The 26,386-nt window shown below is 38.1% G+C and carries 21 protein-coding genes; 10 read left to right on the top strand and 11 right to left on the bottom strand.

What is annotated here, in order from left to right:
* Positions 1 to 104 precede the first annotated feature (104 nt).
* Positions 105 to 911, top strand: coding sequence for a glycosyltransferase family 25 protein (locus ASC84_RS12055; RefSeq protein ID WP_056514933.1), 807 nt, complete (start codon positions 105 to 107; stop codon positions 909 to 911).
* 55 nt (positions 912 to 966) lie between these two features.
* Here the strand turns inward: ASC84_RS12055 and ASC84_RS12050 are convergent, their stop codons facing one another.
* The 4 genes from ASC84_RS12050 to ASC84_RS12035 all read right to left on the bottom strand — a co-directional run bounded on the left by ASC84_RS12050 (position 967) and on the right by ASC84_RS12035 (position 4,937).
* Positions 967 to 1,830, bottom strand: a complete 864-nt coding sequence (locus ASC84_RS12050; RefSeq protein ID WP_056514932.1) for a lysophospholipid acyltransferase family protein — start codon at positions 1,828 to 1,830, stop codon at positions 967 to 969.
* Between the two features lie 10 nt (positions 1,831 to 1,840).
* Positions 1,841 to 2,059 (bottom strand): hypothetical protein, encoded by a 219-nt coding sequence (locus ASC84_RS12045; RefSeq protein ID WP_004723114.1) that lies wholly within the window; start codon positions 2,057 to 2,059, stop codon positions 1,841 to 1,843.
* Between the two features lie 138 nt (positions 2,060 to 2,197).
* Entirely contained in the window at positions 2,198 to 3,982 is a 1,785-nt protein-coding gene (gene aspS / locus ASC84_RS12040) for an aspartate--tRNA ligase (RefSeq protein WP_004723113.1), read from the bottom strand.
* 190 nt (positions 3,983 to 4,172) lie between these two features.
* Positions 4,173 to 4,937: a DUF4184 family protein gene (locus tag ASC84_RS12035; protein WP_056514931.1), complete on the bottom strand. Its 765-nt coding sequence runs from the start codon at positions 4,935 to 4,937 to the stop codon at positions 4,173 to 4,175.
* Positions 4,938 to 5,075: 138 nt separating this feature from the next.
* Between ASC84_RS12035 and znuD the strand changes: the two genes are divergently transcribed.
* The 3 genes from znuD (at position 5,076) to ASC84_RS12020 (ending at position 10,520) form a co-directional block, all read left to right on the top strand.
* On the top strand, positions 5,076 to 7,175 hold the full coding sequence (gene znuD / locus ASC84_RS12030) for a zinc piracy TonB-dependent receptor ZnuD (protein ID WP_056514927.1): 2,100 nt from the start codon (positions 5,076 to 5,078) through the stop codon (positions 7,173 to 7,175).
* Positions 7,176 to 7,571: 396 nt separating this feature from the next.
* Complete coding sequence (locus ASC84_RS12025; RefSeq protein WP_056514925.1) at positions 7,572 to 9,035, top strand: phospholipase D family protein; 1,464 nt, start codon at positions 7,572 to 7,574, stop codon at positions 9,033 to 9,035.
* A gap of 90 nt (positions 9,036 to 9,125) precedes the next feature.
* On the top strand, positions 9,126 to 10,520 hold the full coding sequence (locus tag ASC84_RS12020; protein WP_056514920.1) for an SEL1-like repeat protein: 1,395 nt from the start codon (positions 9,126 to 9,128) through the stop codon (positions 10,518 to 10,520).
* 133 nt (positions 10,521 to 10,653) lie between these two features.
* On the opposite strand, the gene ASC84_RS12015 is transcribed toward ASC84_RS12020, so the two are convergent.
* On the bottom strand, positions 10,654 to 11,106 hold the full coding sequence (locus ASC84_RS12015; protein ID WP_056514917.1) for a hypothetical protein: 453 nt from the start codon (positions 11,104 to 11,106) through the stop codon (positions 10,654 to 10,656).
* A gap of 169 nt (positions 11,107 to 11,275) precedes the next feature.
* On the opposite strand from ASC84_RS12015, the gene ASC84_RS12010 reads away from it, so the two are divergent.
* The gene (locus ASC84_RS12010) at positions 11,276 to 11,773 is read left to right on the top strand and encodes an RcnB family protein (RefSeq protein WP_056514914.1); all 498 of its coding nucleotides are present in this window, start codon (positions 11,276 to 11,278) and stop codon (positions 11,771 to 11,773) included.
* Positions 11,774 to 11,926: 153 nt separating this feature from the next.
* Here ASC84_RS12010 and ASC84_RS12005 read toward each other — a convergent pair whose 3' ends face one another.
* On the bottom strand, positions 11,927 to 12,421 hold the full coding sequence (locus ASC84_RS12005) for a phosphate-starvation-inducible protein PsiE (protein ID WP_004723097.1): 495 nt from the start codon (positions 12,419 to 12,421) through the stop codon (positions 11,927 to 11,929).
* 176 nt (positions 12,422 to 12,597) lie between these two features.
* Between ASC84_RS12005 and ASC84_RS12000 the strand changes: the two genes are divergently transcribed.
* Both ASC84_RS12000 and ASC84_RS11995 read left to right on the top strand, forming a co-directional pair.
* Positions 12,598 to 13,011, top strand: a complete 414-nt coding sequence (locus ASC84_RS12000) for a hypothetical protein (protein ID WP_004723094.1) — start codon at positions 12,598 to 12,600, stop codon at positions 13,009 to 13,011.
* A gap of 10 nt (positions 13,012 to 13,021) precedes the next feature.
* On the top strand, positions 13,022 to 13,648 hold the full coding sequence (locus tag ASC84_RS11995; protein ID WP_056514911.1) for an FMN-binding negative transcriptional regulator: 627 nt from the start codon (positions 13,022 to 13,024) through the stop codon (positions 13,646 to 13,648).
* Between the two features lie 221 nt (positions 13,649 to 13,869).
* Here the strand turns inward: ASC84_RS11995 and ASC84_RS11990 are convergent, their stop codons facing one another.
* The 5 genes from ASC84_RS11990 to ASC84_RS11970 all read right to left on the bottom strand — a co-directional run bounded on the left by ASC84_RS11990 (position 13,870) and on the right by ASC84_RS11970 (position 21,834).
* Positions 13,870 to 15,651: an acyl-CoA dehydrogenase C-terminal domain-containing protein gene (locus tag ASC84_RS11990; RefSeq protein WP_004723090.1), complete on the bottom strand. Its 1,782-nt coding sequence runs from the start codon at positions 15,649 to 15,651 to the stop codon at positions 13,870 to 13,872.
* Between the two features lie 192 nt (positions 15,652 to 15,843).
* Complete coding sequence (locus tag ASC84_RS11985) at positions 15,844 to 17,646, bottom strand: acyl-CoA dehydrogenase C-terminal domain-containing protein (RefSeq protein ID WP_056515309.1); 1,803 nt, start codon at positions 17,644 to 17,646, stop codon at positions 15,844 to 15,846.
* A 471-nt stretch (positions 17,647 to 18,117) separates the two neighbouring features.
* Entirely contained in the window at positions 18,118 to 18,636 is a 519-nt protein-coding gene (locus ASC84_RS11980; RefSeq protein ID WP_056514907.1) for a hypothetical protein, read from the bottom strand.
* 259 nt (positions 18,637 to 18,895) lie between these two features.
* Positions 18,896 to 20,542, bottom strand: coding sequence for an acyl-CoA synthetase (locus tag ASC84_RS11975; protein ID WP_056515306.1), 1,647 nt, complete (start codon positions 20,540 to 20,542; stop codon positions 18,896 to 18,898).
* Between the two features lie 236 nt (positions 20,543 to 20,778).
* Positions 20,779 to 21,834, bottom strand: coding sequence for an AraC family transcriptional regulator (locus ASC84_RS11970; RefSeq protein WP_056514904.1), 1,056 nt, complete (start codon positions 21,832 to 21,834; stop codon positions 20,779 to 20,781).
* 136 nt (positions 21,835 to 21,970) lie between these two features.
* Between ASC84_RS11970 and ASC84_RS11965 the strand changes: the two genes are divergently transcribed.
* From ASC84_RS11965 to ASC84_RS11955, 3 genes are read left to right on the top strand one after another with little or no spacing between them, the layout of a single operon-like run.
* The gene (locus tag ASC84_RS11965) at positions 21,971 to 23,725 is read left to right on the top strand and encodes a neutral/alkaline non-lysosomal ceramidase N-terminal domain-containing protein (RefSeq protein ID WP_056514901.1); all 1,755 of its coding nucleotides are present in this window, start codon (positions 21,971 to 21,973) and stop codon (positions 23,723 to 23,725) included.
* A gap of 12 nt (positions 23,726 to 23,737) precedes the next feature.
* On the top strand, positions 23,738 to 25,051 hold the full coding sequence (locus ASC84_RS11960) for a D-arabinono-1,4-lactone oxidase (RefSeq protein ID WP_056514897.1): 1,314 nt from the start codon (positions 23,738 to 23,740) through the stop codon (positions 25,049 to 25,051).
* A 52-nt stretch (positions 25,052 to 25,103) separates the two neighbouring features.
* Positions 25,104 to 26,264: an alanine racemase gene (locus ASC84_RS11955; protein WP_056514894.1), complete on the top strand. Its 1,161-nt coding sequence runs from the start codon at positions 25,104 to 25,106 to the stop codon at positions 26,262 to 26,264.
* Positions 26,265 to 26,386: the final 122 nt, after the last annotated feature.

Below are 26,386 nucleotides of genomic sequence, written 5' to 3'. Positions count from 1 at the left end.
CCATATAGTATATCGCTAAATGCGATTAATTTAAATGAACATTAATCTTTATCGTGGAGTCGATCTCAAAATTAAATTTATAAGTAATTGTTGTAAGAGTTTTTATGAAAAAATTTGTCATTAGTTTATCAACAGCCCAAGAGCGCCGTAAGCATATTGTTGCTGAATTTGCAAAACAAGAAGTAGATTTTGAATTTTTTGATGCGATTACGCCTGCGAATATAGATATTGCGATATCTAAACTTGGTTTAGTTGGCTATACAACTGATTTACATCAAAATGAGGTTGGTTGCTTGCTCAGTCACATGATACTTTGGAAAAAAGCAATAGATGAGCAACTCGATTATATTGCAATATTTGAAGATGATATTTATTTGGGCGAAAATGCAAAAAATTTTTTATTGGATGATGCGTGGATTCCAAAAGAATGTTTAGTGATCAAGTTAGAAGTCTTGTATAAAAAAATTGGTGTGGCGTTAAAACAACAGAACTTTGTGGCTCCTGATGCTCGTAAGCTATTGTTATTACGTGAAGCACATATGGGGTGTGGTGGTTATATCATATCGCAAGATGTGGCAAAAAAACTGCTGAATTTTATTGTTGAATCGAAAGTATTAATCCCTGTGGATCATTTTTTGTTTAGAGAGTGTCCAGAACTAGAAGTGTACCAACTTAGCCCTGCATTATGTATTCAAGATGTAACATTGACGAATGGTAATACACAGTTCCCAAGTGCCTTGGAAGAAGTTAGAAATATTAGAAAAGGAAAGTATTTGAAAAAGGAAAAATTGAAATTTAGTGCTAAATTGAAAAAAGAATGTTCACGAATTGTTAGACAAATTCAAAAAATAATGATTAAGCTGGCAAAATTTAGACAAGGTATTCGGACTGTGAAAATAAAATTTCGTTGAACATTAATGCCTTAGATATGCATTTTGAAGTATTGCTTGGTGGGTAGGAATTTGCTTATTTATACAAATTCCTACCACCTTCTAACTTCCTAAATCGTTTATAGCCCCATAAATACTGTTCAGGAGCGATATTAATCATTCGTTCCATTTCTTTATTCAAGGTATCGACAGAAAGCTGTAAATCTTTAGAATTAATATCTTGAGATAGTGCAGTAAAATGTAAATCAAAACCTGAGAAATCAGGGCGGCGAACACAGGTTAAACCTACAACTGAACATTGGGTTTTTGCAGCAAGCTTTGAAAGCAAAGTTGAAGAAAATGCTTTTTGCCCATAAAAGTCAGAATAAATACCGCCAGACTCTTTAGGAATATGGTCGGGAAGGATGGCTGTAAACCCACCTTGTTTTAAATGTTTAAATAACGCACGTACACCAGTATCATCAGTGGGTACCAATGTTGCATTTAAGCGTTGGCGAGACTCTAGCATAAACCGATCTAAGTCTTTATTTCTGCTTGGCTTGTACATGATAACGGGATGAGTATGTTGGTTGATCCATGCGTTCATGAGCTCCCATGCCCCAAAATGTGGTACCACACCAATACAACCATTAGGATTCTTCAAGGCATTGAGAAAAATCTCAGCATTATAGACCTGTTTAATTTGTGCTAAGGCGAACTCTGGGGACGATCCCCAAATTTTAATTGACTCTGCATAAGTCATACATTGACTTTTTAAACTGGCTTTAATCAGTTGATTACGTTGTTGTTCATCAAGCTCGGGATACGCTGCTGTTAAATTCAATTCAGTGGTGCGTTTTGCTGAAGAATTACTCATAAACAATAAATTCCCGACACCTCTAGCAATACTTTGTATCATGCCTAGAGGTAATCGAGAGAAAGTTTTAAGTAGCTTATACATTTAATTATTATTAGTCGCGATCAGCATTGCCTTTCAACACCAAGTAAATCAGTGCTGAAATAATAAAGAAACCAGCAATAAAACTGCTCATGCTGAAATATAGAATACGTTGATAAGTATCTAAATTAAACAACTGATGGCTTAGGATATAACGCATAAATCCCCATTGAACCACTGAAAATACAATGATAATAATTGTATGACGAAGTACATTAGGTCGCATAGCCATAGGTTTTCACCTCAAAAGTTAACAGCGATAGTATGCCATTTATGAGAACTTATCTCAATTAGAACCTATCGAAATAAAATGCATATGAAAAATAGAAAACCCTGCATTAAGCAGGGTTTTCGATGAAACAACTAAAAATTATTTAGCTTCTTCAGCTTTTGGTTTTTCGCGTAAACGAATACCCAAGTCACGCAATTGATTTGGTTCAACTGGTGCAGGTGCTTGAGTTAATGGACACTCAGCAGTTTTGGTTTTCGGGAAAGCAATCACGTCACGGATAGATGATGAACCAGTCATCAACATCACTAAACGGTCTAGACCGAATGCTAAACCACCATGAGGAGGTGCACCGAATTTTAAAGCATTTAATAAGAAACTGAATTTTTCTTCAGCTTCTTCTTCGCCAATACCTAAAGCTTCAAAAATGGCTTTTTGCATTTCTAAAGTGTAGATACGCAATGAACCACCACCGATTTCAGTACCATTCAATACCATATCGTAAGCAACAGAAAGTGCTGCACCAGGATTACTTTTCACTTCTTCAACGCTTGATTTTGGAAGTGTGAATGGGTGGTGAACAGATGTCCATTTACCATCATCAGTTTCTTCGAACATTGGGAAGTCAACCACCCAAAGTGGCGCCCACTCGGTTGTTGACATGTTCATGTCATGACCGATCTTGATACGTAAAGCACCCATAGCATCATTTACAACTTTGGCTTTATCAGCACCAAAGAATACGATGTCACCGTTTTCAGCACCAACACGCTTTAACAAGTCAAGCACGATTGGTTCGATGAATTTAACGATAGGTGATTGAAGACCTTCGATACCTTTTTCAAGTTCATTGACTTTAATATAAGCCAAGCCTTTCGCGCCATAAATTCCAACGAATTTAGTGTATTCATCGATTTGGCTACGTGGCAGTGAACCTGCACCAGGTACACGAAGTGCAACAATACGACCTTTAGGATCTTTTGCTGGACCTGCAAATACTTTGAACTCAACGTCTTGCATCATGTCGGCAACGTCTACAAGTTTCAAAGGAATACGTAAGTCTGGTTTGTCAGATGCATAATCACGCATAGCGTCTGCATAAGTCATGCGTTGGAATTTGTCGAATTTCACACCAAGAAGTTCATTGAACATCTTAACGGTCATACCTTCCATCAAATCCATAATATCGTCATCATTTAAGAATGATGTTTCGATGTCGATTTGAGTAAATTCAGGTTGACGATCTGCACGTAAATCTTCGTCACGGAAACATTTTGCGATTTGGTAATAACGGTCTACACCACCAACCATTAACAATTGTTTAAACAATTGTGGTGATTGCGGAAGTGCATAAAAGCTACCATTTGAAACACGGCTAGGTACTAAATAGTCACGCGCACCTTCAGGTGTTGCACGTGTCAAAATTGGTGTTTCAACATCCAAGAAGCCATTTTCATCTAAGTAGTTACGAATTAACGTGGTCACTTTAGAGCGGAAACGTAAACGATCAATCATTTCTGGACGACGAATATCGAGGAAACGATATTTCAGACGGATTTCTTCAGAAATATTGGCATTTTCATCATTCAATGGGAATGGTGGAGTTTCAGATGCAGCAAGAACTTCGATTTCTTTACCTAAAACTTCGATTTGACCACTTACCATATTGGCATTTTCGGTGCCTTCATAGCGACGGCGTACACGTCCTACAATTTTTAATACATATTCTGAACGTGCTTTATCTGCAGTTGCAAATGCTTCTGGGGTATCTGGATCGATGACGACTTGAACAAGACCATCACGATCACGCATATCAAGGAAAATCACCCCACCGTGGTCACGGCGACGATGTACCCAGCCGCAAAGCGTTACAGTCTGGTCAATTTGAGCTTCGGTTAAAGAACCGCAATAATGAGTTCGCATCATAGCGTTAAAAATCCAACTATATGGGTTAAGGAAGCGAGTACGTAAACAGCGCATCGCCTAAAAATGTAATGTGAGATTATGCCTCTTTGAGCGGTGAGTCACAAGGACTTGGGGCAAAAACTAGCTTGTTGCCGAATAAATTTAAGCTGATTTCAAGAAAGTTTCAGTGACTCAATCGGCAAATAGAGCATCATTCAAAATATTTTTTATAATTTAAATAATGAAACAATAGACAACCTAAAGTGAAACAAAGGGCGGAACCTTGGGTGAAAAATTTCATAAAGAAGCCAATCAATACATATAAATCAGTATCCTGTGGAACGAAGCCTGTACTTTTGGCAATATAAACATAATACAAACAGCCACTAAAAAACGCAGTTACAAATAAACTTATACAGAAAAAATTTACTTTAGGATTTCGTATTTGACTGACGCTATATTTAAAAAAGTAATGCAAACCCATCCACATTAAAAACGGTAAAGCCGCAGCAGAACAGCCGATTTGTAGGACTTTATGCATCGGATAAATACGATCAAACAAACTGACAGGTTGGGCTAAAAATTCTTTAAAAGCGAAAGTTCGAAAATCTAAATGGGTTAAACCATCCCAAATAATATGGGTTGCTGTACCTAAGATAATCGCCAGTATCATCCAAATTAGGAATTTAAAAAAAGTTGAAAACGAAGCGATGTTTAATGGTTTTTGAACGCCTAAAAACTTAAATAATAATGGGCGATATAAGCTATACCAAAGTAAGCAGAACAGTAATCCCACCAATAAATCTGGATAGATGATTCCTTTAAACTGATGATTTAAATAAATTTCAGTTTTAACCAACACTCTATACAAATCTGGTGTCATTGTGCCAATCGCGAGTGCTGCAATCGGCAAACGATTCCCTGAAAGTTTCGACAAAGGTGGTGCTAAAACAGCATGTGAAAGTGTAAAGGGCATTAGAATATTAAAAAGTTAAGCAATGGTTTTGATCTGATTCTATATAAAAAGCTAAAGGACGAATGTTTTTTATTGCAAAAATATTGAAATGTTATAATATAACATAATTCAAGAATATTGAGCTTTGAGAGCAATCGCATGTCCTTTACCAAAAGTGCCCTAACACTTTCCATTTCTGCAGTTATTTCAACTTCTATTTGGGCTGAAGATCAAACCAATACTGAAAAAAATCCACAACAATTAGAAACCATTACCGTTGTTGGACATCCCTTGGTCCGTTCAAGTCAAGATTTTGGCGTTGCAGATGAAACTGTTTCACGTGAAAAACTACAACAGGCGGGCACGACTTTAGGTGAAGCACTCAAAGATGAATTAGGGGTCTATTCCAATACCTTTGGGGCGGGTTCTAGTCGGCCTGTAATTCGTGGGCAAGAGGGTGCACGGGTTAAAGTGACTCAGAATGCAACAGAGACAATGGATGTTTCAAGTTTGTCACCAGATCATGCCGTCACTGTAGATCCGCAACTTGCGCAAAAAATTGAAGTCATTCGTGGACCATCAACATTATTATATGGGGCTGGGTCTGTGGGTGGTTTAGTCAATGTGGTTGACAGCAAGATTCCGACAGCAATGCCTGAAAATGGTTATGAAGGCAATGTTGGTCTGCGTTATAACACAGGCAACGACGAAAAAATGGCGCATGCTGGGGTGACTGTTGGATTAGGTTCAAATGTTGCATTACGTGTAGAAGGCTTAAAACGTGACGCCAATGATTACATTACCCCGAACTATATCGTAACAGAAGAGCATGGTGATCATGCTCATAGTACGAAAGAGCGTCGAGTTGGCAATACATTTTCAGAGTCTGAAAATGTAAATGTTGGCTTATCTTGGATCGGCGAGCGTGGTTTTGCTGGCGTGTCTTATAGCAATCGCCAAGATCAATACGGTTTACCTGGGCATAGCCATGAATATGAGTCATGCCATTTACATGGCTTATCACTTCATTGTGGTGGGCACGATGATGACGACCATGCGGGTCATGACCATGATCATGGTGAAGAAGACCATGATCACGCTAAAGCTGGGCCATGGATTGATATGAAAACAGAACGTTATGATTTCCGTTCTGAGCTCAATGAACCTTTTGCAGGCTTTAAAAAACTTCGTGCACAAGCAAGTTATACCGACTATCAACATGATGAAATTGAAGGAAGTACAGCAATGACAACCTTCAAGAGCAAAGGTTATGAAGGTCGTGTTGAGTTGTTACACAATCCGATTGCTGCTTGGGAAGGCGTGTGGGGTGTCCAAGCCAGCCAGCAAAAATTAGATATCACAGGTGAAGAAGCGGTTCTTGCACCAAATAAAACCCAAAAGTATAGTGTATTTGGCTTAGAGCATCGCCAATTTGGTGATTTTCATGTGGAATTAGGGACTCGTTTTGATCATCAAACAGTGGATGTCGACTCAGATCAAAAAGACTTTGATGGCAATGCATTCTCATATTCTGGTGCTGTGAATTGGGCATTTGCACCAAATTACACGCTCTCTTTAACGGGTTCTCATCAAGAACGATTGCCTTTAGCACAAGAACTTTATGCTGATGGAAAGCATTATGCGACCAACACTTATGAGTTGGGCAATCAAGATTTAAATAAAGAGAAGTCAAATAATGTGGAATTAGGCCTGCATTATGATAATGACAAGTTGAGCTATCATGTACATGTCTATCAAAATTGGTTTGATAACTACATTTATGCCAAAACTTTGGATCAATACGAAAACTTCCGTCTGATCAAATATAGTCAAGATAAAGCCAAGTTCTATGGGACAGAAGGTGAAGTCGCTTATCAGTGGAATGATGTGTATAAAACCAGTCTGTTTGGCGACTATGTACGCGGTAAAATTGAAGATGAAAATGCACCGCGTGTTCCTGCTGGTCGTTTAGGCGCTCGTGTAAATGCTGAGTTTGATGAGCGTTGGTCTGGTTCAGCAGAATATTCACATGTGTTTAATCAAGATAAATTTGCGTCTTATGAACAAGAAACCAAAGGTTATAACATGGTGAACCTAGGTGTTGCTTATCAATATCCTTTGGCCAACAAACAAGAAGCGAAAGTATTCTTTAAAGCTAACAACCTGTTGGACGAGAAGATTTATGAACACACTTCTTTCTTATCGAATATTCCACAAATTGGACGTAACTTTGTCATAGGTATGGACTATAAGTTCTAATTATTTGCAATCATTCACCAAATCGTTATTGAAAAATAAAGGAATTCGACCTAGGCTCTAAGGGTCTGCCAATACTTCATCTGTATTTGCGACAACGAGTGTTTTTTAGAAGGTACAAGGCATGAACTATGAAATTTAGTGATCTAAATGAGTAGGTCATAACGATGTAGCATCAAAAAATACTCTAGTCGTTTCTGCTGCGCCTTGCGCTGCAAACAAAGCAGCGCTTTGTTTTTTGCTCAGGGTTGTGGTTAAAATTATCTCAAACATCGTTATGAAACTTGAAAATAGTCTCGCTATTCTCTTCATTTCATGCCTCGTTTGCTCAATTTTAGCCGACAACGCAAGTTATATATGAAATGTTGACAGACCCTAAATTGGTCTAGGTCTTTTCTTATGCGTATCTTCAATAAAATTCAAAACAAACTGAATTGGTCAAAACGTCGCTATTTCGGCATTATTATCGGCATATTGGCCTTAGGATATTTCTCATCTGCGATTTATCATGTTTATAAACCGCTTCCTAAAGGGCTGAATTTTACCGGACCATTGCGTCACGCCAATGTAAAATTTATTGCCGATGAAACCTATATTGATGCGCAAGGGAAGCAGCAACTTGATCAACATATCTTTGATCAGGTGTTACAGCTGATTAAGCAAGCCAAGACCACCATTGTGATCGATATGTTTCTATTTAATAGTGAAGTCGGCGATTCTAAAGTTCAGCAACGAGAATTAACCAAGCAATTAACCCAAGCCTTGATTAATGAAAAAATTGTAAACCCAAGCTTAGAAATTAAGTTTATTACCGATCCAATCAATTCTGTTTATGGTGGAATTCAGCCTGAACAATATCGTCAATTACGTTTAGGTGGTATTGACGTGATTGAAACGAATTTAACACCACTCCGCGCATCTAATCCTATTTGGTCTGGGATATGGTATTTATGCTGTCAGGATATTGGCAATAACCCAAATAAAGGCTGGCTGAATAATCCATTTGGCGAAGAAAAAATTACAGTCCGCAGTTATTTAAATTTATTTAATTTTAAAGCCAATCATCGTAAAACCATCGTGGTTGATACCGCAGAAGGTTGGAAAACCATCGTCACATCTGCCAATCCTCATGATGGTAGCTCACGTCACTCCAATATTGCATTAATGGTTGATGGTGCAACTGCGACAGATATTTTAAATACTGAGCAAACCGTCGCACATATGTCGGGAGGTGATACGCCTTTTGTTGCATTTGGCAAACTACCTGAAAATCCAAATGATCCTCAGGTTCAAGTACTGACTGAAAAAGCAATTTATGATGCGGTCTTAAACATGTTGGCGTCAGCAAAAGCCAATGATCAAATTGATTTAGCTATGTTCTATTTGTCAGAGCGCCAAATTGTTAAAAGTTTAGTTGCTGCCAAGCAACGTGGAGTGAAATTACGTATTTTGCTTGACCCGAATAAAGATGCATTTGGTCGTCAAAAAAATGGTATCCCAAACCGTCAAGTGGCTTCAGAGTTAAATGAAGCAGGAATTGATGTGCGTTGGTGTAATACTCAAGGTGAGCAATGCCACAGTAAGATGATCGTAAAGCATAATGCGCAATCTGCGGAAATGATTTTAGGTTCAGCCAATTTTACCGCACGTAATTTAAAAAATTATAATTTGGAAACTGATTTACGGGTGGTTGGCAATCCGCAACAGCAAGTTTTTATCGATGCTGAACAGTATTTTAATACGGCTTGGTCAAACTTAAATGGTCGTCAAATGAGTGTGGATTACAGCAAATACGCTGATGAATCAAAACTTAAATACGGGGTTTACCGTTTTATGGAATGGAGTGGTTTGTCGACGTTTTGATTTATTCAAAAAAATATGTATCGAAATGAAGAGATTTCGGTACATAATTTAAAGCTTGGTAGATTTTTTAATAACAAAGCTGAGCTTTAAATGAAAACATTACAAACATCATTTTTAAAATCATTACTTACACTGAGTCTGTTTATTTCACCACTTAGTTTTGCAGAAAATGCTTTAGTAGTTCAAGCAAAAACATTGCAAACAGGTAGTCCCACTGTCTCAATCAATATTGACAAAGCCATTCAATTATTCAGACAAGCTGCAGAGCAAGGTGATGCAGAGGCTTATTTTCTACTTTCAAAATATTATTCTAATTCAGCAGATTATCGTTTTTTACCTGAAAATAGTCATTTATATAAACAGCTGCGTTTGGAAGCTGCTCAACGTGGTAATTTTGACGCATATTTATCATTAGATTTAGAAGCGGGTATAACTGAAGGTTTTGGTATTTCTAATGATATCAGGCAAAAACTAATAAAAATTCGTCCACAAATTTTAAAACTTGCTGAACAAGGTGATGTTGAAGCCATACGTACATTCGTGCTTGCATTAGACAATGGGAATGATGATTACAGTGATGAACAGTGTAAATGGTTATATAAAGCAGTACAGCAGGGGGATTTATTAAGGGCGGGGTATAGTATCCAAAATTGCTCAGAAAATATTCTAAAAAAAATAGGTGCCAAGACGAAAGCTGCGTATGAAAAGGACCATAAAGACAGTGATTTAGCTCATTTTCAAATGCTTCAGAAACTTTCTAATCAAGGTGATATTGGAGCAAAAATAAAATTACTTGAAAATTATGCTGCTGACTCATATTTATCAGAGAAGGATATTAAACTGCTTGAAAATGCAGTTTTAACACATTATCAAAAACAAGCGTCTCAAGGCGCGAGTGATGCTTACTTGATGCTTGCATTAAAAAAAGATGCTGATAAAGATAAGCAGAATTTGTATCTAAAAGCTGCGCAATTAAATAATCATGTCGCATTAACAGAACTTGGATCTGATTATTTATGGACAGATGATGAAAAACAAATAGATATTAACAAAGGTTTAATTTATTTAAAAAAAGCTGCGGCTCAAAACGATCCTGATGCAATAAATTATCTCGGTGTTTGGTACTATAACGAGGAAAATGAAGACTATGATGAAGCACTTGCGCAAAAATATTTTAAACAAGCTGCTCAACTAGGGTCTGTCAATGCAATGGATAATTTGGCACGCATCGAAAATGAACCAGAAGATTATCGTTGGGCTGTTTTGGCTTATGAAAATGGATCATCTGAAGAAGATACACAGAGTAAAGCCCTAGAAGCTTATCAAACAGGTAAGGGTACAACTAAAGATCCGATCAAAGCGAGAAACCTAAAAACATATCTTCAAATGCGAGCCCAGTTTAACAATAATCTAGGCGGCTTGATTGAAAGCATAAATAATGATGCTGAGCGTACTGAAACTGAATCTAAGAACCGAAAAAGATAAACTCAGTTCTTAACGTTAATGCTGATCAATTAAGCATTTTTAAAACCTCCTCCCTTCAAAGTAAGTTATGTTTGTAGTTGCGAAGGGGGGGAGGTTAACGAATTGAAATGAGTTCTTAGCCGGTGCTTTCTATTTATTTTTTTGGATTTGGTGGCACTAACTCATCCAAATCTTTATTTGAAATATGATCTAACTCATGTAAATCAGTTTTGATTTTCCATTTGCTTTCATCATCTACAGGTTTTGGTAAACGTGCCTCTAACCAGTCACACACCACATCGGGTGAAAAATCTGCATGGTTACATTGAATCACCCAAGCTAAAAATTGTTTCGCTTCACCATTCATATACGGAGGAGGAGAAACAGGTAAAAACTGAGTCGGAAGACGTTCATTTTTAGAAATATAATTTAGAACGTGACCCAGTTCTTGCACAGTTTGCCATGCTAACGGATGGTCAATATTGATTTGAAATTTAAACCACCATGCTTGTTTGCCATCTGAACCATAGCTATCAATAAATGCCTCTTGCACACTTGGGATTTTGCAAAAAAATTGATGTAAACGGTCAAAGCTCAGTTCAGCCACAATACAGCACTCATCAGATTAAAATTATATTTTATCAGATTGATGTCAGAATTTACCCAAGTTGATGTATAAACACTAAAGAAGATTAAATTTTGACTATAATTCATCCATTATTTATCTTGAATGATGGATTAAGCTGTTGTGTATACGTTCAAGTTTGGAGGTTGAAATGAAACAGATACACAGTTTAAGTGTCTTGATGTTGATGCTTTCAGTGACTTCAACAATGACATGGGCAGATGCTAAAGATTGGGCGAATTATCGCAGTGTTGAGAGGCCTCAAAAGAAATATCCGACAACGACCTATAAGTATACAGATCAATATGGCCGCCAAATGTCACAGGAGATTCCTGTTCGACCTCAATACCAGCATCCTTATCCGACATACCCAAGCTATCCAAGTCGCCCCTATCCGCATCCAAATGGCCCATACCCAAGTTACCCACCACAAAATGGTGTGACGATTATTTATAATCATCAGTTTCCAACACGGACGGAATATTCAGGTAGCAGTTATGGTTATGTAAATGGTGAGGGTGGTCATATAGAAAGCTCACAATATACCTTAATTAGTGATTGGCGACGTTATGGATTACCTGACCCAAAGGTTGGTATGCATTGGATTTTCCAGAATGGTCGTTATTTACAAGTGCCCAATGATCGCTGAACGTGATTTAAAAGCATCATCATGATCAATAGCAATGTATTAAATTTTCAACACAATAAAAAAGTCCCTTCTCCTCTATGTCTTGCGCTTGCATAAGGAATTTCTTTAATTTTGTTTAGAGAGAAGGGTAAGCGTATGAATAAAGACAAGAGACTAAGCCAGTTCATCATCTTCTGGTCGTGGTGTTTTGCCATGAGGTAATGATTTTTCAGTATGTTTATCACGAATGACAGAAGGATATGTCCAAGATGCATATCTCACGATCAAAATTGCAATGGCTAAAATTAAAACCGATCCCGTAATAATCACTAAATCCATATCTGCTTTATGGTCATGCTGAATATCTGAAATTAGTAATCGCGTGAGTGCGGTGATTGCGATATAAATTAAGAAACGTACAGGCATGTGGTTGGTCTTAAAATAAATCCCTACCATTGCACCTAATTCCAAATAGATGAATAACAATAAAATATCGTCAATGCTGGCGTATTGTTTCACGGTTAAAATTTCAATAATTGTATGTACCGCTGACCAAGCGATCATACAGCCAATGATAAACAGCGCAATATAATGAAATGCTTCTACTGCAATATTGCCCAATTTATCGAGGAGGTTTTCTATTTTTTCTATACGTGGATCTTTATTCATAACATCCTCCATTTGTGCGTACTATTTATGATTAAACACTATGCAAATTTCATGCACATGAAAAGCGAAGTGAAATGTTTATGGCGAATAAATAACAACTATTTCATTAAGAAATTGATCATTTCATCTGATTAGTCTATAGATAGATTATTTTCAATACAATTAAAGGAATAACAATGTATTTGTACCGACCAATTGGGCTTTTTGAATATCAATTGATTGCAAAGAGTGGCTTTAAAAATTTCCCACCAAGATTGTATTGGCAACCTATTTTCTATCCTGTTTTAAATCAGAAGTATGCTGAAAAAATTGCTTTAGATTGGAATACCAAAGATCAAGCAAGTGGTTATATTGGCTATGTCACACGGTTTGAACTGAATGATGAGTATCTGGCTCAGTTTGAAATACATACGGTTGGTGATGATTTTTGTCAGGAGTTATGGATTCCAGCTGAGCGACTAGACGAGTTTAATCAGCAAATTATAGGGAAAATTGAAGTGGTTAATATTTTTAAAGGTGAAGCTTTTACTGAAGATGCTGAATTACCTGAAATATTTAAAACTAGTCCAGATGGCTCGAAAGAGTATTAGGAAATAAAACATGTATCTTCCTACTCATTTTAAACAAGAGAATCTCCCTGAACTTTTCGATTTAATTGAAAAAAATCCATTGGGAAGTTTGATGGTTACTTATGACGGTGAAATTGAAGCGAACCATATTCCTTTTGAACTGGATCGGTCAGCTGGCAAGACTGGATTGTTACGTGGACATATCGCCAAAGCCAACCCTTTATTTACCTTGTTAGAACAGGTTCGATCGGCTTATGTGATTTTCCATGCTGAGCAAAGTTATATTTCACCGAATTGGTATCCAGGGAAATTTGAGCATCATCGGGAAGTACCAACATGGAACTATCGTGTTGTGCATGTGAAGGGAACAATTCGAAAAATAGATGATGAAAAATATTTGCGGGGTATTTTGGTGCGATTGACTCGTCAGCATGAAGCACCACAGGCGGTACCTTGGAAAATGGGGGATGCGCCCAATGATTATATCGTTGCTTTATTACAGGAAATTGTGGCTATCGAAATAGAGATCGAATCAGTGATGGCTAAGTTTAAAGTGAGTCAAAACCGTTCTCAGATCGATGCGGCAAGTGCGGCAAATGCTTTACAAAACCAATCTCCAGAGATGGCTGAATCGATTCGGAAGTTTTATCCAAAGTAAGATTATCTGATGTAACTTGATTTATGTTGCGATCAACTTTTATAGCCACACGATATAATTGCACCATCCTTGATTTTAAGATGCATAGAAAAGCAAACCTAACGGCTTTATGACATTCAAGAGATATAGATCAGTAGATGTTCTAAAAAAAAGCATCAGTTGTAAATAAAAAACGCCCGAATCATCGGGCGTTTTATGTCTTATTTTAATTGATGATGAAATTAAGCCTGATTAGTAAAATAATCTTCGCTGAAATTCATAATAACTTCTGCACCTGCTTTGATTTTAGCAACACGTGCATTTAAATCAGGCAAGAGGCGTTGGATGAAGTAATGAGTCAATGCAAGTTTGTCTTGATAGAATTGACCTTGCTTATTTTTTGCAGCATTGGCAATACGAGCAAACATATAAGAGAAGCTTAATAAGCCAACAACATGCAGATACTCTACTGCCGCAGCATTTGCGAAATCAGCATTTTCTTTTGCACGTTCTAAAATATGCTGCGTAATCATATCTACTTCAGTTGCAATATCTAAAGTCGCATCTTTAATGAAGTTTAAGTCGGTATCTAGACCATTGGCAAAATCACGGATCTCTTCAATATATTCAGCAATGAATTCACCATTACATTTAATTGTTTTACGACCAATTAAATCTTGTGACTGAACGCCGTTGGTGCCTTCATAGATTTGCGCGATACGTAAGTCACGCACACATTGTTCCATGCCCCATTCACGAATATAGCCATGACCACCAAACACCATTTGCGCATCGATTGCGGCATTAAACGCAGTGTCTGTTAAATAGGCTTTGGCAATTGGCGTTAATAATGCAACACGATTATTTGCCTTCGCTACAGCTTCAGGATCAGTTGAAAATTTAGTAATGTCGAGTTGTTGACCAACATAGACTGCAAATGCACGAGAAGCTTCATTGTTGGCACGTGCATTGAGTAACATACGACGTACATCACCATGTACAAGGATGCTGTCAGCAGGTTTGTTTGGAGATTTAACACCTGTCGCACTACGGCCTTGTACGCGATCAGTCGCATATTGTGCTGCATTTTGGTATGCATATTCAGAAGCGCCTAGGCCTTGAATACCCATTGACAAGCGTTCGTAATTCATCATCACGAACATTGCTGCAAGCCCTTCATTTTCTTTACCAACAAGGAAACCTTTGGCTGCATCAAAGTTCATGACACATGTTGCAGACGCTTTGATCCCCATTTTGTGTTCAATTGAACCAGGACCAGCTGTATTACGTTCGCCCAATGAACCATCAGCATTGACGAGGAATTTAGGCACGATAAAGAGTGAGATACCACGTGAACCCGCAGGTGCATCAGGTGTTTTTGCTAAAACAAGGTGAATGATGTTGTCAGCAAGATCGTGATCACCACCAGTAATAAAGATTTTAGTACCAGTAATGTTATACGTACCATCTTGATTAGGTTCAGCTTTAGTTTTGATAATCCCTAAATCTGTACCTGCATGAGGTTCAGTTAAACACATCGTACCAGACCATTCACCTGAATAGATTTTAGGTAAATAGGTTTCTTTTTGTTCTTGAGATGCATAGCTGTTTAACGCCATACCAGCACCAACAGAGAGAAGCGGGTAGAGCATGAATGATGGATTGGTAGCAAATAACATTTCATCTGCAAGTACAGTCAGCATTTTTGGCATTGCCTGACCGCCCCATTCCTCTTCAGCACCTAGGCCAATCCAACCGCCTTCAGCGTATTGCTGGAATGCTTCTTTAAAACCAGCAGGTGTCGTGACTTTGCCATTTTCATAATGAGCGCCTTCTTCATCACCTGTGCGGTTTAAAGGAAGCGTAACATTTTGTGCAAATTTAGCCATTTCTTCTAAAATTGCTTCAGCCGTTGCCGCATCAACATGTGCAAGCTTTTCATTGGCTTGCCAGAATTGCTCTGCATTGAAAACGTCATTCAGAATGAATTTCATATCTGCAAGTGGCGCATTATAAATTGGCATGTTCGTTCACCTGTTTATTGTTTGAATCTGTAGACTTAGATCAGTTTAACCAACAAGCATGTATGTTGTTAGATGGTCTAAGTAAATAACGCTCTATTTATAAAGAAAAAGGACTGCCAAAGCTATGACCGTCCTTTCTCAATTTCTGCACTCTTGAGTACAGTTTTCTAAATACCTAGCTCGGCATTCTACTTAGAATGCAAAGTCTTCAGCATCTAGTGACATCAATGGATCTAAGCCACCCGCGATCACGTCAACATGTGAACGAACGCGTGGTAAGATTTTCTTGAAGTAGAAACGAGCAGTCTTAATTTTTGCATTATAAAAGCCAGTTTCAGTAGAGCCTTCAGCAAGTTTTTGTTGAGCAACAAGCGCCATACGAGCCCATAAGAATGCAAGCGTTACATAACCAGAGAAGTATAGGTAGTCAACCGCAGCTGCGCCTACTTCATCTGGATTTTGCATAGCTTTCATACCGATTTGCATGGTTAAATCACCCCACTCTTTGTTAAGAGCAGCAAGTGGTTCAACAAATTCTTTCAGGTCAGCATTGTCTTTGTTTGCTTCCGCAAATTTATAGATGATCTTGGTGAAGTCTTTCAACATTGCACCTTGCGTACCCAATACTTTACGACCTAACAAATCAAGTGCTTGGATTTCAGTTGTACCTTCGTATAAGCAAGAGATACGCGTATCACGTACAATTTGCTCCATACCGTGTTCAGAAATAAAGCCGTGACCACCAAATACTTGTACACCATGCTTCGCTGATTCAGAACCTGTTTCAGTTAAGAATGCTTTCGCAATCGGTGTCAATAATGACAAGATATTGTCGGCAAATTTACGATCTTCTTCAGTAACACCTTGCTCTACGATATCTGCATATTGAGATAAGAAGTAAACCAATGCACGACCACCTTCAGCAAAGGCTTTTTGTGTCATTAACATGTTACGTACAGCTGGGTGAACAATGATTGGATCAGCTTCTTTCTCTGGTGCTTTAGGACCAGAAAGTGAACGCATTGCCAAACGATCTTTCGCATATGCAAGTGCACCTTGGAAAGAAGATTCAGATGCTGTTAAACCTTGAACAGCAGTACCAATACGTGCAGTGTTCATAAAGGTAAACATTGCATGTAAACCACGGTTTTCAGGTCCAATCAAGAAACCTTTTGCGTTATCAAAATTGATCACACAAGTTGCATTACCGTGGATACCCATTTTGTGTTCAATTGAACCACAACGTACTGCATTACGGTCTGCAATAGAGCCATCTGCATTTACATTGAACTTAGGTACGATGAATAACGAGATCCCTTTAGTGCCTTTAGGTGCGCCTGGTAGACGAGCCAAAACGATGTGAACGATGTTGTCCGCCATATCGTGTTCACCCGCAGAGATAAAGATTTTCTCGCCAGAAATTGCATAGCTACCATCTGCTTGTGGCTCAGCTTTAGAACGGATAATGCCTAAGTCAGAACCTGCATGAGATTCTGTTAAACACATGGTACCAGTCCATTCACCTGAAACAAGTTTAGGTAAATATGTTGCTTTTTGCTCAGCAGAACCATGATGCTCAATTGTACGAACCGCACCATGTGAAAGACCTGGGTACATACCCCACGCCCAGTTTGCAGAACCAACCATTTCAGAAATAGCCGTTGCTAAAGAACCTGGTAAACCTTGACCGCCATGTTCTTCTGGAACTGAAAGAGAAGGGAAGCCTAATTCTACATATTTGTCATACGCTGCTTTAAAGCCTGTAGGCGTAGTCACTACACCATCATTCCATTTACAGCCTTCACTGTCACCGATTTGGTTAAGTGGAGATAATTCATTTTCACAGAAATCCGCGCCAGCTTCTAAATATTGATCAATCAATTCACGGCTTACGGTTTCTTGGAATGCAGGGAGTTTCGCGTAATGTTCTTCAGCATTTAATAATTCATGCAAAACGAAGTGCATATCACGTAAGGGTGCTTTGTATTGTGGCATATCGGTTTCCTCAATACTGGTTAAACCAGATTTATAATCTTCATAAATACGATGTGTGTCTTCTATGACACATATTTGTTCCGCTACATCGTGCAACATCTTATAGTGACGTACAAGTATTTCATGGTTATTTCTCTGTGACTGTAAAGTCAAAGAAAAAAGGATTGAAAGCTGTAAGTGCATTGAGTGTAAACACTTTTCATTGAAAAATAAGGATACAAATAGTCAAAATCGTAAAAACTTGTGTCCAATAAAATGGCAGTCAAAATATGACGAAAATGCCATTTATATTTTTAAAATGTAGCGAAAAGATTGAAGTGCAGACTTGATCTTGAATGAGACGTGATTGAATGTGTGGTTAAAACTACAGTTATTTAGAATGTTTTTAGTATTTAAATGCAATATGACTCTAAATGATTTAAACCAATAAACGCACTGCATGTTTTGTTAATGGTGATATTTTTATGGCAATCACTCGCCCCAAAGCCGATCCACAATGTCTTCTACCGAATATTCAAAGTATCGTTCTGCTTGATCTTTATTGCGTTGAAACAATTGATGCTTAAATGCTTTAAAATTGAGTTTTAAAAAATTGTAGAAATAGCCCCCAGAGAAAATGGTGCGGAGGTAAAAAGCATTGATGAATTCATTTGCATGTTGAGTATTAAAATCTGAGCTTTTAATCCGCTGGACGATTTCAGTAAGTTCTTGATTTGAAATATTGTGGATGATTTTAGGCTCAGGTAGGCAAATATCAAAGCTTAAATTTTCGATGCCTTCGGCTTCCCACCACTCCCAAAGATCGTATTGAGAAATGTCTTTACTGGTAATTTCTGTGAGCTTTTCACTGAGTTTTTGATATTCAAGCGAATCTTCATCACCAAACTCATCGCAATAGTCGGTGTAATTGGCAATCAATTCGAGCACAGTTGGATAAAGTTGTTGTGCTGTTTTGAAATCGGGTTCTATTTCTGTACGAAGTTTATTCATCGTTTGCTATGTTTAAATGATCAAAAAGTTTTAATGGTGCTATCAATAAGCGACAAGAAAAGCATAATTTCTAAAATGAAGTCGAGAAATGAGAAATTAACCTTTTAAGCCCATTTTCACCCATTTACCGCTCTCTTTCACCAATTTATCTCACTCTTTCATCAATTTACCTTACTCGCCAGTATGACCTTCTAAATAAAAACAGTCATTTATTTTTACTGGGAAGAGGAAGGTAAATTGGATCATTCAAACAGGTAGACTAATTAAATTCACCCACTGAGCGCTCTTTTGCCCAGTCACGTAAGATAAATTTTTGTAATTTACCTGTCGATGTTTTTGGAATCTCACAAATCACTACACTTTTAGGGACTTTAAAGCGTGCCAAATGCTGTTTGCAGAATTCAATCACCTCTTCAGGTGTGGTTTCTGCACCTTGTTTAAGTTCTATAAAGGCACAAGGAACTTCTTGCCAACGTGGATCGGGTTGCGCAACCACTGCCGCAGTCATAATTGCAGGATGAGTATAAAGAACCTCTTCAACTTCTAAAGATGAGATATTTTCACCACCTGAAATAATGATGTCTTTTGAACGGTCCATAATTTTTGCATAACCATCGGGCTGGCAAACCGCTAAATCACCAGTATGAAACCAGCCACCTTTAAATGCTTCTTCTGTGGCTTTGGTATTTTTTAAATAACCTTTCATGACAATGTTGCCACGGAACATAATTTCTCCCATGGTCTTGCCATCATTAGGCACAGGTTGCATCGTTTCAGCATCCAACACACGCATACCATCTTGTAATGGATAAGGTACACCTTGGCGCGAGTGTAATTGTGCTTGCTCTTGAATAGACAGGTCACTCCAACCTGCTTGAGATGCACATAATGCAGAAGGGCCATAAGTTTCAGTGAGACCATAGACATGATTGACTTGAATACCAATATGATGCATTCCTTCAATAATTGCTGCAGGCGGTGCAGCACCAGCCACCATTACTTCTACATGATGTTCAAATTTAATTTGTTGTTCTTTCGGGGTGTTGATCAACATCGATAAGACAATCGGTGCACCACAGAAATAGTCAACTTTGTATTGATCAATAAGTTGATAAACCAACTCAGGATCAATTTTACGTAAGCAGATATTGGTACCGCCGTTGGCTGCAACAGTCCAAGCAAAACACCAACCATTGCAATGGAATAGTGGAAGTGTCCATAAATATTTACAACGTGGCGTCATACCACAGGCGATGATATTACTGGCCGCATTGATATAAGCACCACGATGGTGATAAACCACACCTTTCGGATTGCCTGTAGTGCCAGAGGTATAATTTAGACTAATCGCATCCCATTCATCCTGAGGTAAATGCCACTCAAAATTTGTATCGCCGCCTTTTAGCCATTCCTCATATTCAATTTGACCAATACGTGCTGTAGCATCATTGTTTTCGTATTCCTCATCTGCAACATCAATGATATAGATCTGTTGAGCAATAAGCGCTACCGCTTCTTTAGCCAAAGCCGCAAACTCAGGGTCAACTAAAAGAACTTTGGTTTCAGCATGCTCTAACATAAACGCAATGGTTTTGGCATCTAAACGAGTATTCAGCGTATTTAAAACAGCACCAGCCATAGGGACAGCAAAATGCGCTTCGACCATCGCAGGGATATTGGGTAAAAGAACAGAAACGGTATCGTTTTTTTGAATCCCAAGATTTTGTAATTGATGGGCAAATTGACGACAACGGGTATAGGTGTCACGCCAAGAGATATGACGAGCACCATGTACAATCGCATCTTGATTTGGATAAATGTAGGCTGCACGCTCTAGGTAACGTAAAGGTGATAATGCTACAAAGTTTGCAGGGGTTCGTGGTAATTGATCATAGGCACTGACCATGTTTAGCTCCATCTATATTTGTTCTAATTTCCGTGTTTAAAAGATATGCATAAGCCTGTCAGAATTCATTTAGGCTTTAGTCGAGTACTCCAGCTAAATATGCATCGTTAGACATCTTTACCCTTATTTAAATATTTTTTGGAATATTTAATTTATTGAATTAAATTAATATTTTGTAAGCTTAATATAAATATTAACCCTGATTTTATGCAGAATCTTATTTAAAACCACGTCATTCAAATACGAATAACTGAACCCAACAGTTTCGCTTTTTTGTATTCCGTTGGCGAAGATCCAGTCCATTTTTTAAACGCACGACGAAATTCTCTTAACTCACTAAAACCAAGATTGAAACTGATTTCACTCATCGATTGATTTTCTTCAATCCACTGTTTGGCTTTTTTTTCTAACACTTGTTGCTTTAATAACTGAAAATTTAGCCCTTCATTGAGTAGTAAACGCCGTAAATGGCGTTCGCTAAAATGAAAATATTGCGCTGCTTGTTGCATATCAAAGCGTTCAGGTAGATGGCTTTCAACCAAATGTGCTAACACTTTTGCCAAACTGTGTTGATTCATTTGATCAAATTGTTTTAAAGCTTGATCACAAATCAGAATTGCACTTTGATAATTGACAGGACTATAGTTTTTGAGGCTTCTCGACAAGAGTGTTTTGTTAAATCGGATGACATTTTTAGCCGTTTTAAAATAAATTGGACAATTGAAAATTCTTTGATAATCATTGATATATGCTGAATGATCATAGCTCAGTTCCAAGCTGATTAACTCATAGCTATGGTCTAGCATCATATTGACACAGGTAATAATACTGGCAAATACTTCATCACAGAAAAATGCTTTTAGCTCACCACAATCACTTCGTTCAGAAAGTTCAATTTCACAATAATCATCAACAAGATTGACGGTTAAATCTAAGACACTGCCTGAAATGGGATGATAATGCAGTGCCGTTTCTAGTGCTTCGGCCACTGTTTTACAGGCTTGCATGGCAAAGCCCAAAATACCAATTGAAATCTGACCTTCACTACTGCCCAGCAATAAGCCTAAATTTTGTTGCTGAGTATCTTTAACTGCGAGATGAATAACCTCACAGAGTTCTGAAAAAGCAACAAAACCATGCCCTTGGCGAATTTGTTCCAAGTCTAAATTTTGTGCTGCGAACCAATTGTCATATTGCCAGTGTTGTTGTTCTGCATAATGAACCAAACTCGTCAGTATCATTGGTGGAATATAAAATTGAGAATTGGCAATTTCCTTTTGCTGCAAGCTCATAAAGTCCGCTTAGCCCCCCATATTATTGTTGCTTTTACCCTAGTTGGTATCGCATATTTTTGATTAAGATTCAATCTACTTCTGGTATTCGCAGATATAAATTCGCTGACATAAAAAAGATAAAGGATGACCGCATATGTTTATGGTGGGTTGGGATAAACAAGAAATAGACATTCAGCCGCAAGGTTATGCCATGTTTGGTTATGGTATGTGGTCGCATCGTGCTTATCAAAAGCGTACAGCGTTGTTTGCTCGTACATTCACTATCCGTCGTTTAGCTTTAGAACAGCCCATTATTTTTTGTTGTCTGGATTTTGGTTGTATTACTTATGCGATCCGCAGTGGTGTTGTTGAGCGCTTAAAACAACAATTAGCTGAGCAATTTAATGAACAGTATTTGGTCTTGATGGCAACTCATACTCATTCTGGCCCTGGCGGTTGTGCTTATGAAGCTCTATACAATATGCCGACCCCAGGTTTTGTTCCAGAGCATGTCGAAGCTGTAGTAAATGCGGTCATGCTCAGTATTTCCAATGCCTTAGACACTGAAAAAGAAACTGAACTTCGTTATCAAAGTTGCCAATTCCCTGATGATATTCCAGTGGCATGGAATCGATCATTGCAGGCATATAATCGTAACCCCGATGTGATTCAAAGAACCGAAGCAGAAACCCATCTCGCCTTAAACCGTGAAATGCAATTAATCGGTTTTTATCGTGATGATCAATTATGTTCCTTTATTTCATTATTTGGAGTGCATGCAACCTGTTTGAGTAGTCAACTCAAAGCACATGATGGTGACAATAAAGGCTATGCTGCTGCGTTAAGTGAACATTATCTATTAACACAAGGTATTCCAAACCCTGTTGCCATTTTCGCACAAGCAACAGCAGGAGATGTCTCTCCACATTTTCATGGCCCCAAACAAGATGCGATTCGCAAGAAAATTAAGGGCGAAAAAGAATATCAATATGCTGAGCAAAATGGGCGTTATCAAAGTGAAATTGCGATTAAAGCACTGACTACACCGCTTGAAAAAAACACCAACAATGCGATGGAAGCATGTTTACTCCAAGGCAGTATCGATGCTGTTTTATCTTATGTAGATCTGAGTCAAGTCGATGTGCCAAGTGAATTTAGTCAAGAGATACAAGGCGCTAAAACCAGTGCAGCTTGCCATGGTGTCGGCTTCTTCGGGGGAACGCCTATAGATGGTAAGGGGACACCTACAGCGATTCTTAAAGTGATGTCTTTACTTGCTAAGCGAGTACGTAAGCAACGTTTAGCAAACTCGAATTCTCTGCAGTACAGCAAATATAAAGCACTCTATGACTCACAATTCCCGAAAGAGATTGTTTTAGAAAGTCCGGATAATCAGTTGCTGGGTAAAGGTTTAGATTTTTCACCAAGCATTTTTGATCCTTTAATTGCAGAAATGAATCGCCAAGTTAAAGCAGGTGCCATTCAAGACAGCCCACTGGTTCCAAGTGTTATTCCGCTACAGATTATCCAAATTGGTCAATTGGCTTTGATTTGTTGCCCTGGAGAAATTACCACAACAGCAGGGCAACGTGTAATTCAGACTGTGGCAAAACAGTTCTCAAAGCATCATGGTATCTCAAAGGTTGGCTTGGTGTCTTATTGCAATGATTATATGGGCTATATCACCACCAATGAAGAATATCAGCAACAAGCTTATGAGGGTGCACATACCTTATATGGACAATGGACACATGCGGCAATTCAGTACAAATTTCAGCAATTGGCAACGCAGTTGAGTCTAGATAAATCTCAACGCGAATATGACCAAATCACATGCCCCGCAGCGATTCCACCACACGAAATTGAAAAAAGAACAAATCACGGCAATTTAAAAACGGCTGTACGCTAAAGGATGGGCATTATGAATCAATTGATTAATCAAGCACCGAACAAGCAAAAATTAAATCAGCAAAAATGGAACAATTGGTCGGGCTATCAACAATCTCAACCCGAGCAGATTTTAAAGCCTGACAGTCTTGATGAGTTAAAACACATTGTCCAAACCCAAGCAAAGATTCGGGTGGTAGGAGCAGGGCATTCATTTACACCTTTGGTGGCTACTGATGCAACACTGCTGTCTTTGGATGGTCTTTCTGGTGTGGATCAAGTCAATACTGAATTTGCCCAAGCCAGTATTTGGGCAGGAACACGATTATTTAATTTAGGGCAATATTTAGAACCGATGCAGCAGTCTTTAATGCAACAGGGTGATATTGACCAGCAAAGTTTAGCTGGTGCTGTTTCAACGGGAACACATGGTACAGGTGTAGGCCTACATTGTATTTCAGGTTATGTGCAAGCATTTGAATTACTCACAGCATCAGGAGAAACTCTTCATTGTAATCGCCATGAAAATCCAGATATTTTTGCAGCAGGACGAGTGTCTTTAGGGAGCTTAGGGATTTTGACTAAAATCACCATGCAGAATAAACCACGCTATAAACTTAAAGAGCAAGTTAGACTGTGTGCGGTCAAAGACTTTATTCAAAATATTGACCAATGGAAAGCACAACATCGGCATATCGAGTGTTTTGCATTTTCTCATGCAGATAAATTGATTTTAAAAACCTTAGATATTACTGAAGATGAGATTCAACCACGCACTGAATCATGGCCATCTGAGGATACGTTATTAACCTTATGTTGCGAGTTAACCAAATCTTTTCCGGCATTGAATCCAAAACTACAAAAGCTCTTAGGCGTTTTTATTAAGCCAAGCACATTTGTTGATTGGTCAGGCAAGATTTTCCCGACACCACGTGAAACGAAATTTAATGAAATGGAATATCAGGTTCCAGTTGAATTGGGTGTGGAATGTTTGCAAGCTGTTCTAGCAGCACTAAAAAATTCAAAAGCACAAACCTTTTTCCCTGTGGAGTTTCGATTTGTCAAAGGTGATGATATTTGGTTGAGTCCGTTTTATCAGCGGGACTCTATTTCCATCTCAGTACACCAATATTATAAGCAAGCACCTAGACAATTATTTGATGAAGTTGAGTCGATTTTGCAACATTATCAGGGGCGACCACATTGGGGAAAAATGCATAGTATGACAGCAACACAACTTAAAACCCTATACCCTAAGTGGGATGCGTTTATGCAGTTGAGAGAGCGACTTGATCCAAGCAGAAAGTTTTTAAACCCTTATTTAGAAAAGTTATTCTTATCTGAGTAATGGGTAAAGTTGAGTGAATGGGTAAAATTAAAATAGAGCATAAAGGTAGACTATGAACAACTTTTTTGAGCAATTAAATCGTGATTTAAAACAGTCAAATGGTGCATTACCTCGATTAATTGTTGATGATCAGGCGCTTGAACAAAATCTACAGTACGTTGCCAAAAAGCTTAAATATGGAAGCCATTTGCAACCACGTATCGTGGTAAAGTCTTTGGCATGCTTAGCATTATTAAAAACCATTAGTCTAAAGCTTTCGACTCAACGGTTTATGGTGTTTCATATGCCACAGCTTTTACCAATCCTTGAGAACTTTTCGGATGTAGATGTGTTGTTTGGGAAACCGATGCCTGTGAGTATAGTTCAGCATTTTTATGCGATGAATCAAAATTGCAGACAAGTCGATATACAATGGTTAATTGATTCTAAAGCACGTTTATTACAGTACCTTGATGTCGCAAAACAGTTTAGTTTAAAGCTTAAAATCAATATTGAAATTGATGTGGGTTTGCATCGCGGTGGTGTTCGTTCCGATTTTGCACTCATCGAAATATTAAGATTGATTGAACAAAATCCTGAGCATTTAGTACTTGCCGGCTTGATGGGCTATGATGCCCATGTGACGAAGCTACCTTCAGTGATTAAAAAGATTGATGTCGCGTATCGAGAGTCACAAGACATTTATCAAAATTATAAAAATATTATTCAACAGCAATTTCCACATTTATGGCGAGCTGATCTTTGTTTTAATGGTGGTGGTAGCCCTACATTTTATCTCCACGTGGAGCAAAGTGTGTGTAATGATCTTTCTTTTGGTTCGATGTTGCTTAAACCAAGTGACTTTGACAGTGATGGTTTAAGTGTTTTACAAGCTGCGCTATGGATTTCAACCCCTGTTTTAAAAGTGCTGCCATTTACCCAGTTACCTGGATTAGAAGTTTTAGATAAATTACCACATAGCTCTAAAGCCTTATTTGTTTATGGTGGATATTGGATGGCGCATTATGTTTATCCGCGAGGGATTCATCCGCATGCACTTTATGGGCGGAGTACCAATCAGGAAATGGTTAATGTGCCTAAAAACACTGAAATAGCTGTTGATGATTTTGTATTTTTAAGACCCACACAAAGCGAAGCGATTATTCCTCAATTTCATAAATTATATTGTTATAAAAATCGAGATTTTGAAGCATGGGAAACCTTTAGAGAGTAATGCGCCAAAAAGAGGAAGTTGATGGATAATCAAAAGTACAATTTAAATCAGAATAAAGAATAATTTTAAGACAAAGGTTTATAAATATGCTGTAAAGGTGTAAAATTCGACACACTTTTATT

Origin of the sequence: Acinetobacter sp. Root1280 (assembly GCF_001425285.1) — a bacterium.
Classification (GTDB): Bacteria; Pseudomonadota; Gammaproteobacteria; order Pseudomonadales; family Moraxellaceae; genus Acinetobacter; species Acinetobacter guillouiae.
Note: the sequence above shows the minus strand (reverse complement) of the source record. Positions and strands in the feature narration are given on the sequence as shown.

What these genes read in the sequence shown, in the direction of transcription:
- ASC84_RS11990 (WP_004723090.1), bottom strand. Translation starts at nt 15,651, where the DNA reads ATGCCAATTTATAATGCGCCACTTGCAGATATGAAATTCATTCTGAAT.
- ASC84_RS11975 (WP_056515306.1), bottom strand. Translation starts at nt 20,542, where the DNA reads ATGGTCAGTGCCTATGATCAATTACCACGAACCCCTGCAAACTTTGTA.
- ASC84_RS11965 (WP_056514901.1), top strand. Translation starts at nt 21,971, where the DNA reads ATGTTTATGGTGGGTTGGGATAAACAAGAAATAGACATTCAGCCGCAA.
- ASC84_RS12045 (WP_004723114.1), bottom strand. Translation starts at nt 2,059, where the DNA reads ATGGCTATGCGACCTAATGTACTTCGTCATACAATTATTATCATTGTA.
- ASC84_RS11970 (WP_056514904.1), bottom strand. Translation starts at nt 21,834, where the DNA reads ATGAGCTTGCAGCAAAAGGAAATTGCCAATTCTCAATTTTATATTCCA.
- ASC84_RS12010 (WP_056514914.1), top strand. Translation starts at nt 11,276, where the DNA reads ATGAAACAGATACACAGTTTAAGTGTCTTGATGTTGATGCTTTCAGTG.
- ASC84_RS12005 (WP_004723097.1), bottom strand. Translation starts at nt 12,421, where the DNA reads ATGAATAAAGATCCACGTATAGAAAAAATAGAAAACCTCCTCGATAAA.
- ASC84_RS11955 (WP_056514894.1), top strand. Translation starts at nt 25,104, where the DNA reads ATGAACAACTTTTTTGAGCAATTAAATCGTGATTTAAAACAGTCAAAT.
- ASC84_RS12025 (WP_056514925.1), top strand. Translation starts at nt 7,572, where the DNA reads ATGCGTATCTTCAATAAAATTCAAAACAAACTGAATTGGTCAAAACGT.
- ASC84_RS11995 (WP_056514911.1), top strand. Translation starts at nt 13,022, where the DNA reads ATGTATCTTCCTACTCATTTTAAACAAGAGAATCTCCCTGAACTTTTC.
- znuD (WP_056514927.1), top strand. Translation starts at nt 5,076, where the DNA reads ATGTCCTTTACCAAAAGTGCCCTAACACTTTCCATTTCTGCAGTTATT.
- ASC84_RS12000 (WP_004723094.1), top strand. Translation starts at nt 12,598, where the DNA reads ATGTATTTGTACCGACCAATTGGGCTTTTTGAATATCAATTGATTGCA.
- ASC84_RS11985 (WP_056515309.1), bottom strand. Translation starts at nt 17,646, where the DNA reads ATGCCACAATACAAAGCACCCTTACGTGATATGCACTTCGTTTTGCAT.
- aspS (WP_004723113.1), bottom strand. Translation starts at nt 3,982, where the DNA reads ATGATGCGAACTCATTATTGCGGTTCTTTAACCGAAGCTCAAATTGAC.
- ASC84_RS11960 (WP_056514897.1), top strand. Translation starts at nt 23,738, where the DNA reads ATGAATCAATTGATTAATCAAGCACCGAACAAGCAAAAATTAAATCAG.
- ASC84_RS11980 (WP_056514907.1), bottom strand. Translation starts at nt 18,636, where the DNA reads ATGAATAAACTTCGTACAGAAATAGAACCCGATTTCAAAACAGCACAA.
- ASC84_RS12020 (WP_056514920.1), top strand. Translation starts at nt 9,126, where the DNA reads ATGAAAACATTACAAACATCATTTTTAAAATCATTACTTACACTGAGT.
- ASC84_RS12050 (WP_056514932.1), bottom strand. Translation starts at nt 1,830, where the DNA reads ATGTATAAGCTACTTAAAACTTTCTCTCGATTACCTCTAGGCATGATA.
- ASC84_RS12055 (WP_056514933.1), top strand. Translation starts at nt 105, where the DNA reads ATGAAAAAATTTGTCATTAGTTTATCAACAGCCCAAGAGCGCCGTAAG.
- ASC84_RS12035 (WP_056514931.1), bottom strand. Translation starts at nt 4,937, where the DNA reads ATGCCCTTTACACTTTCACATGCTGTTTTAGCACCACCTTTGTCGAAA.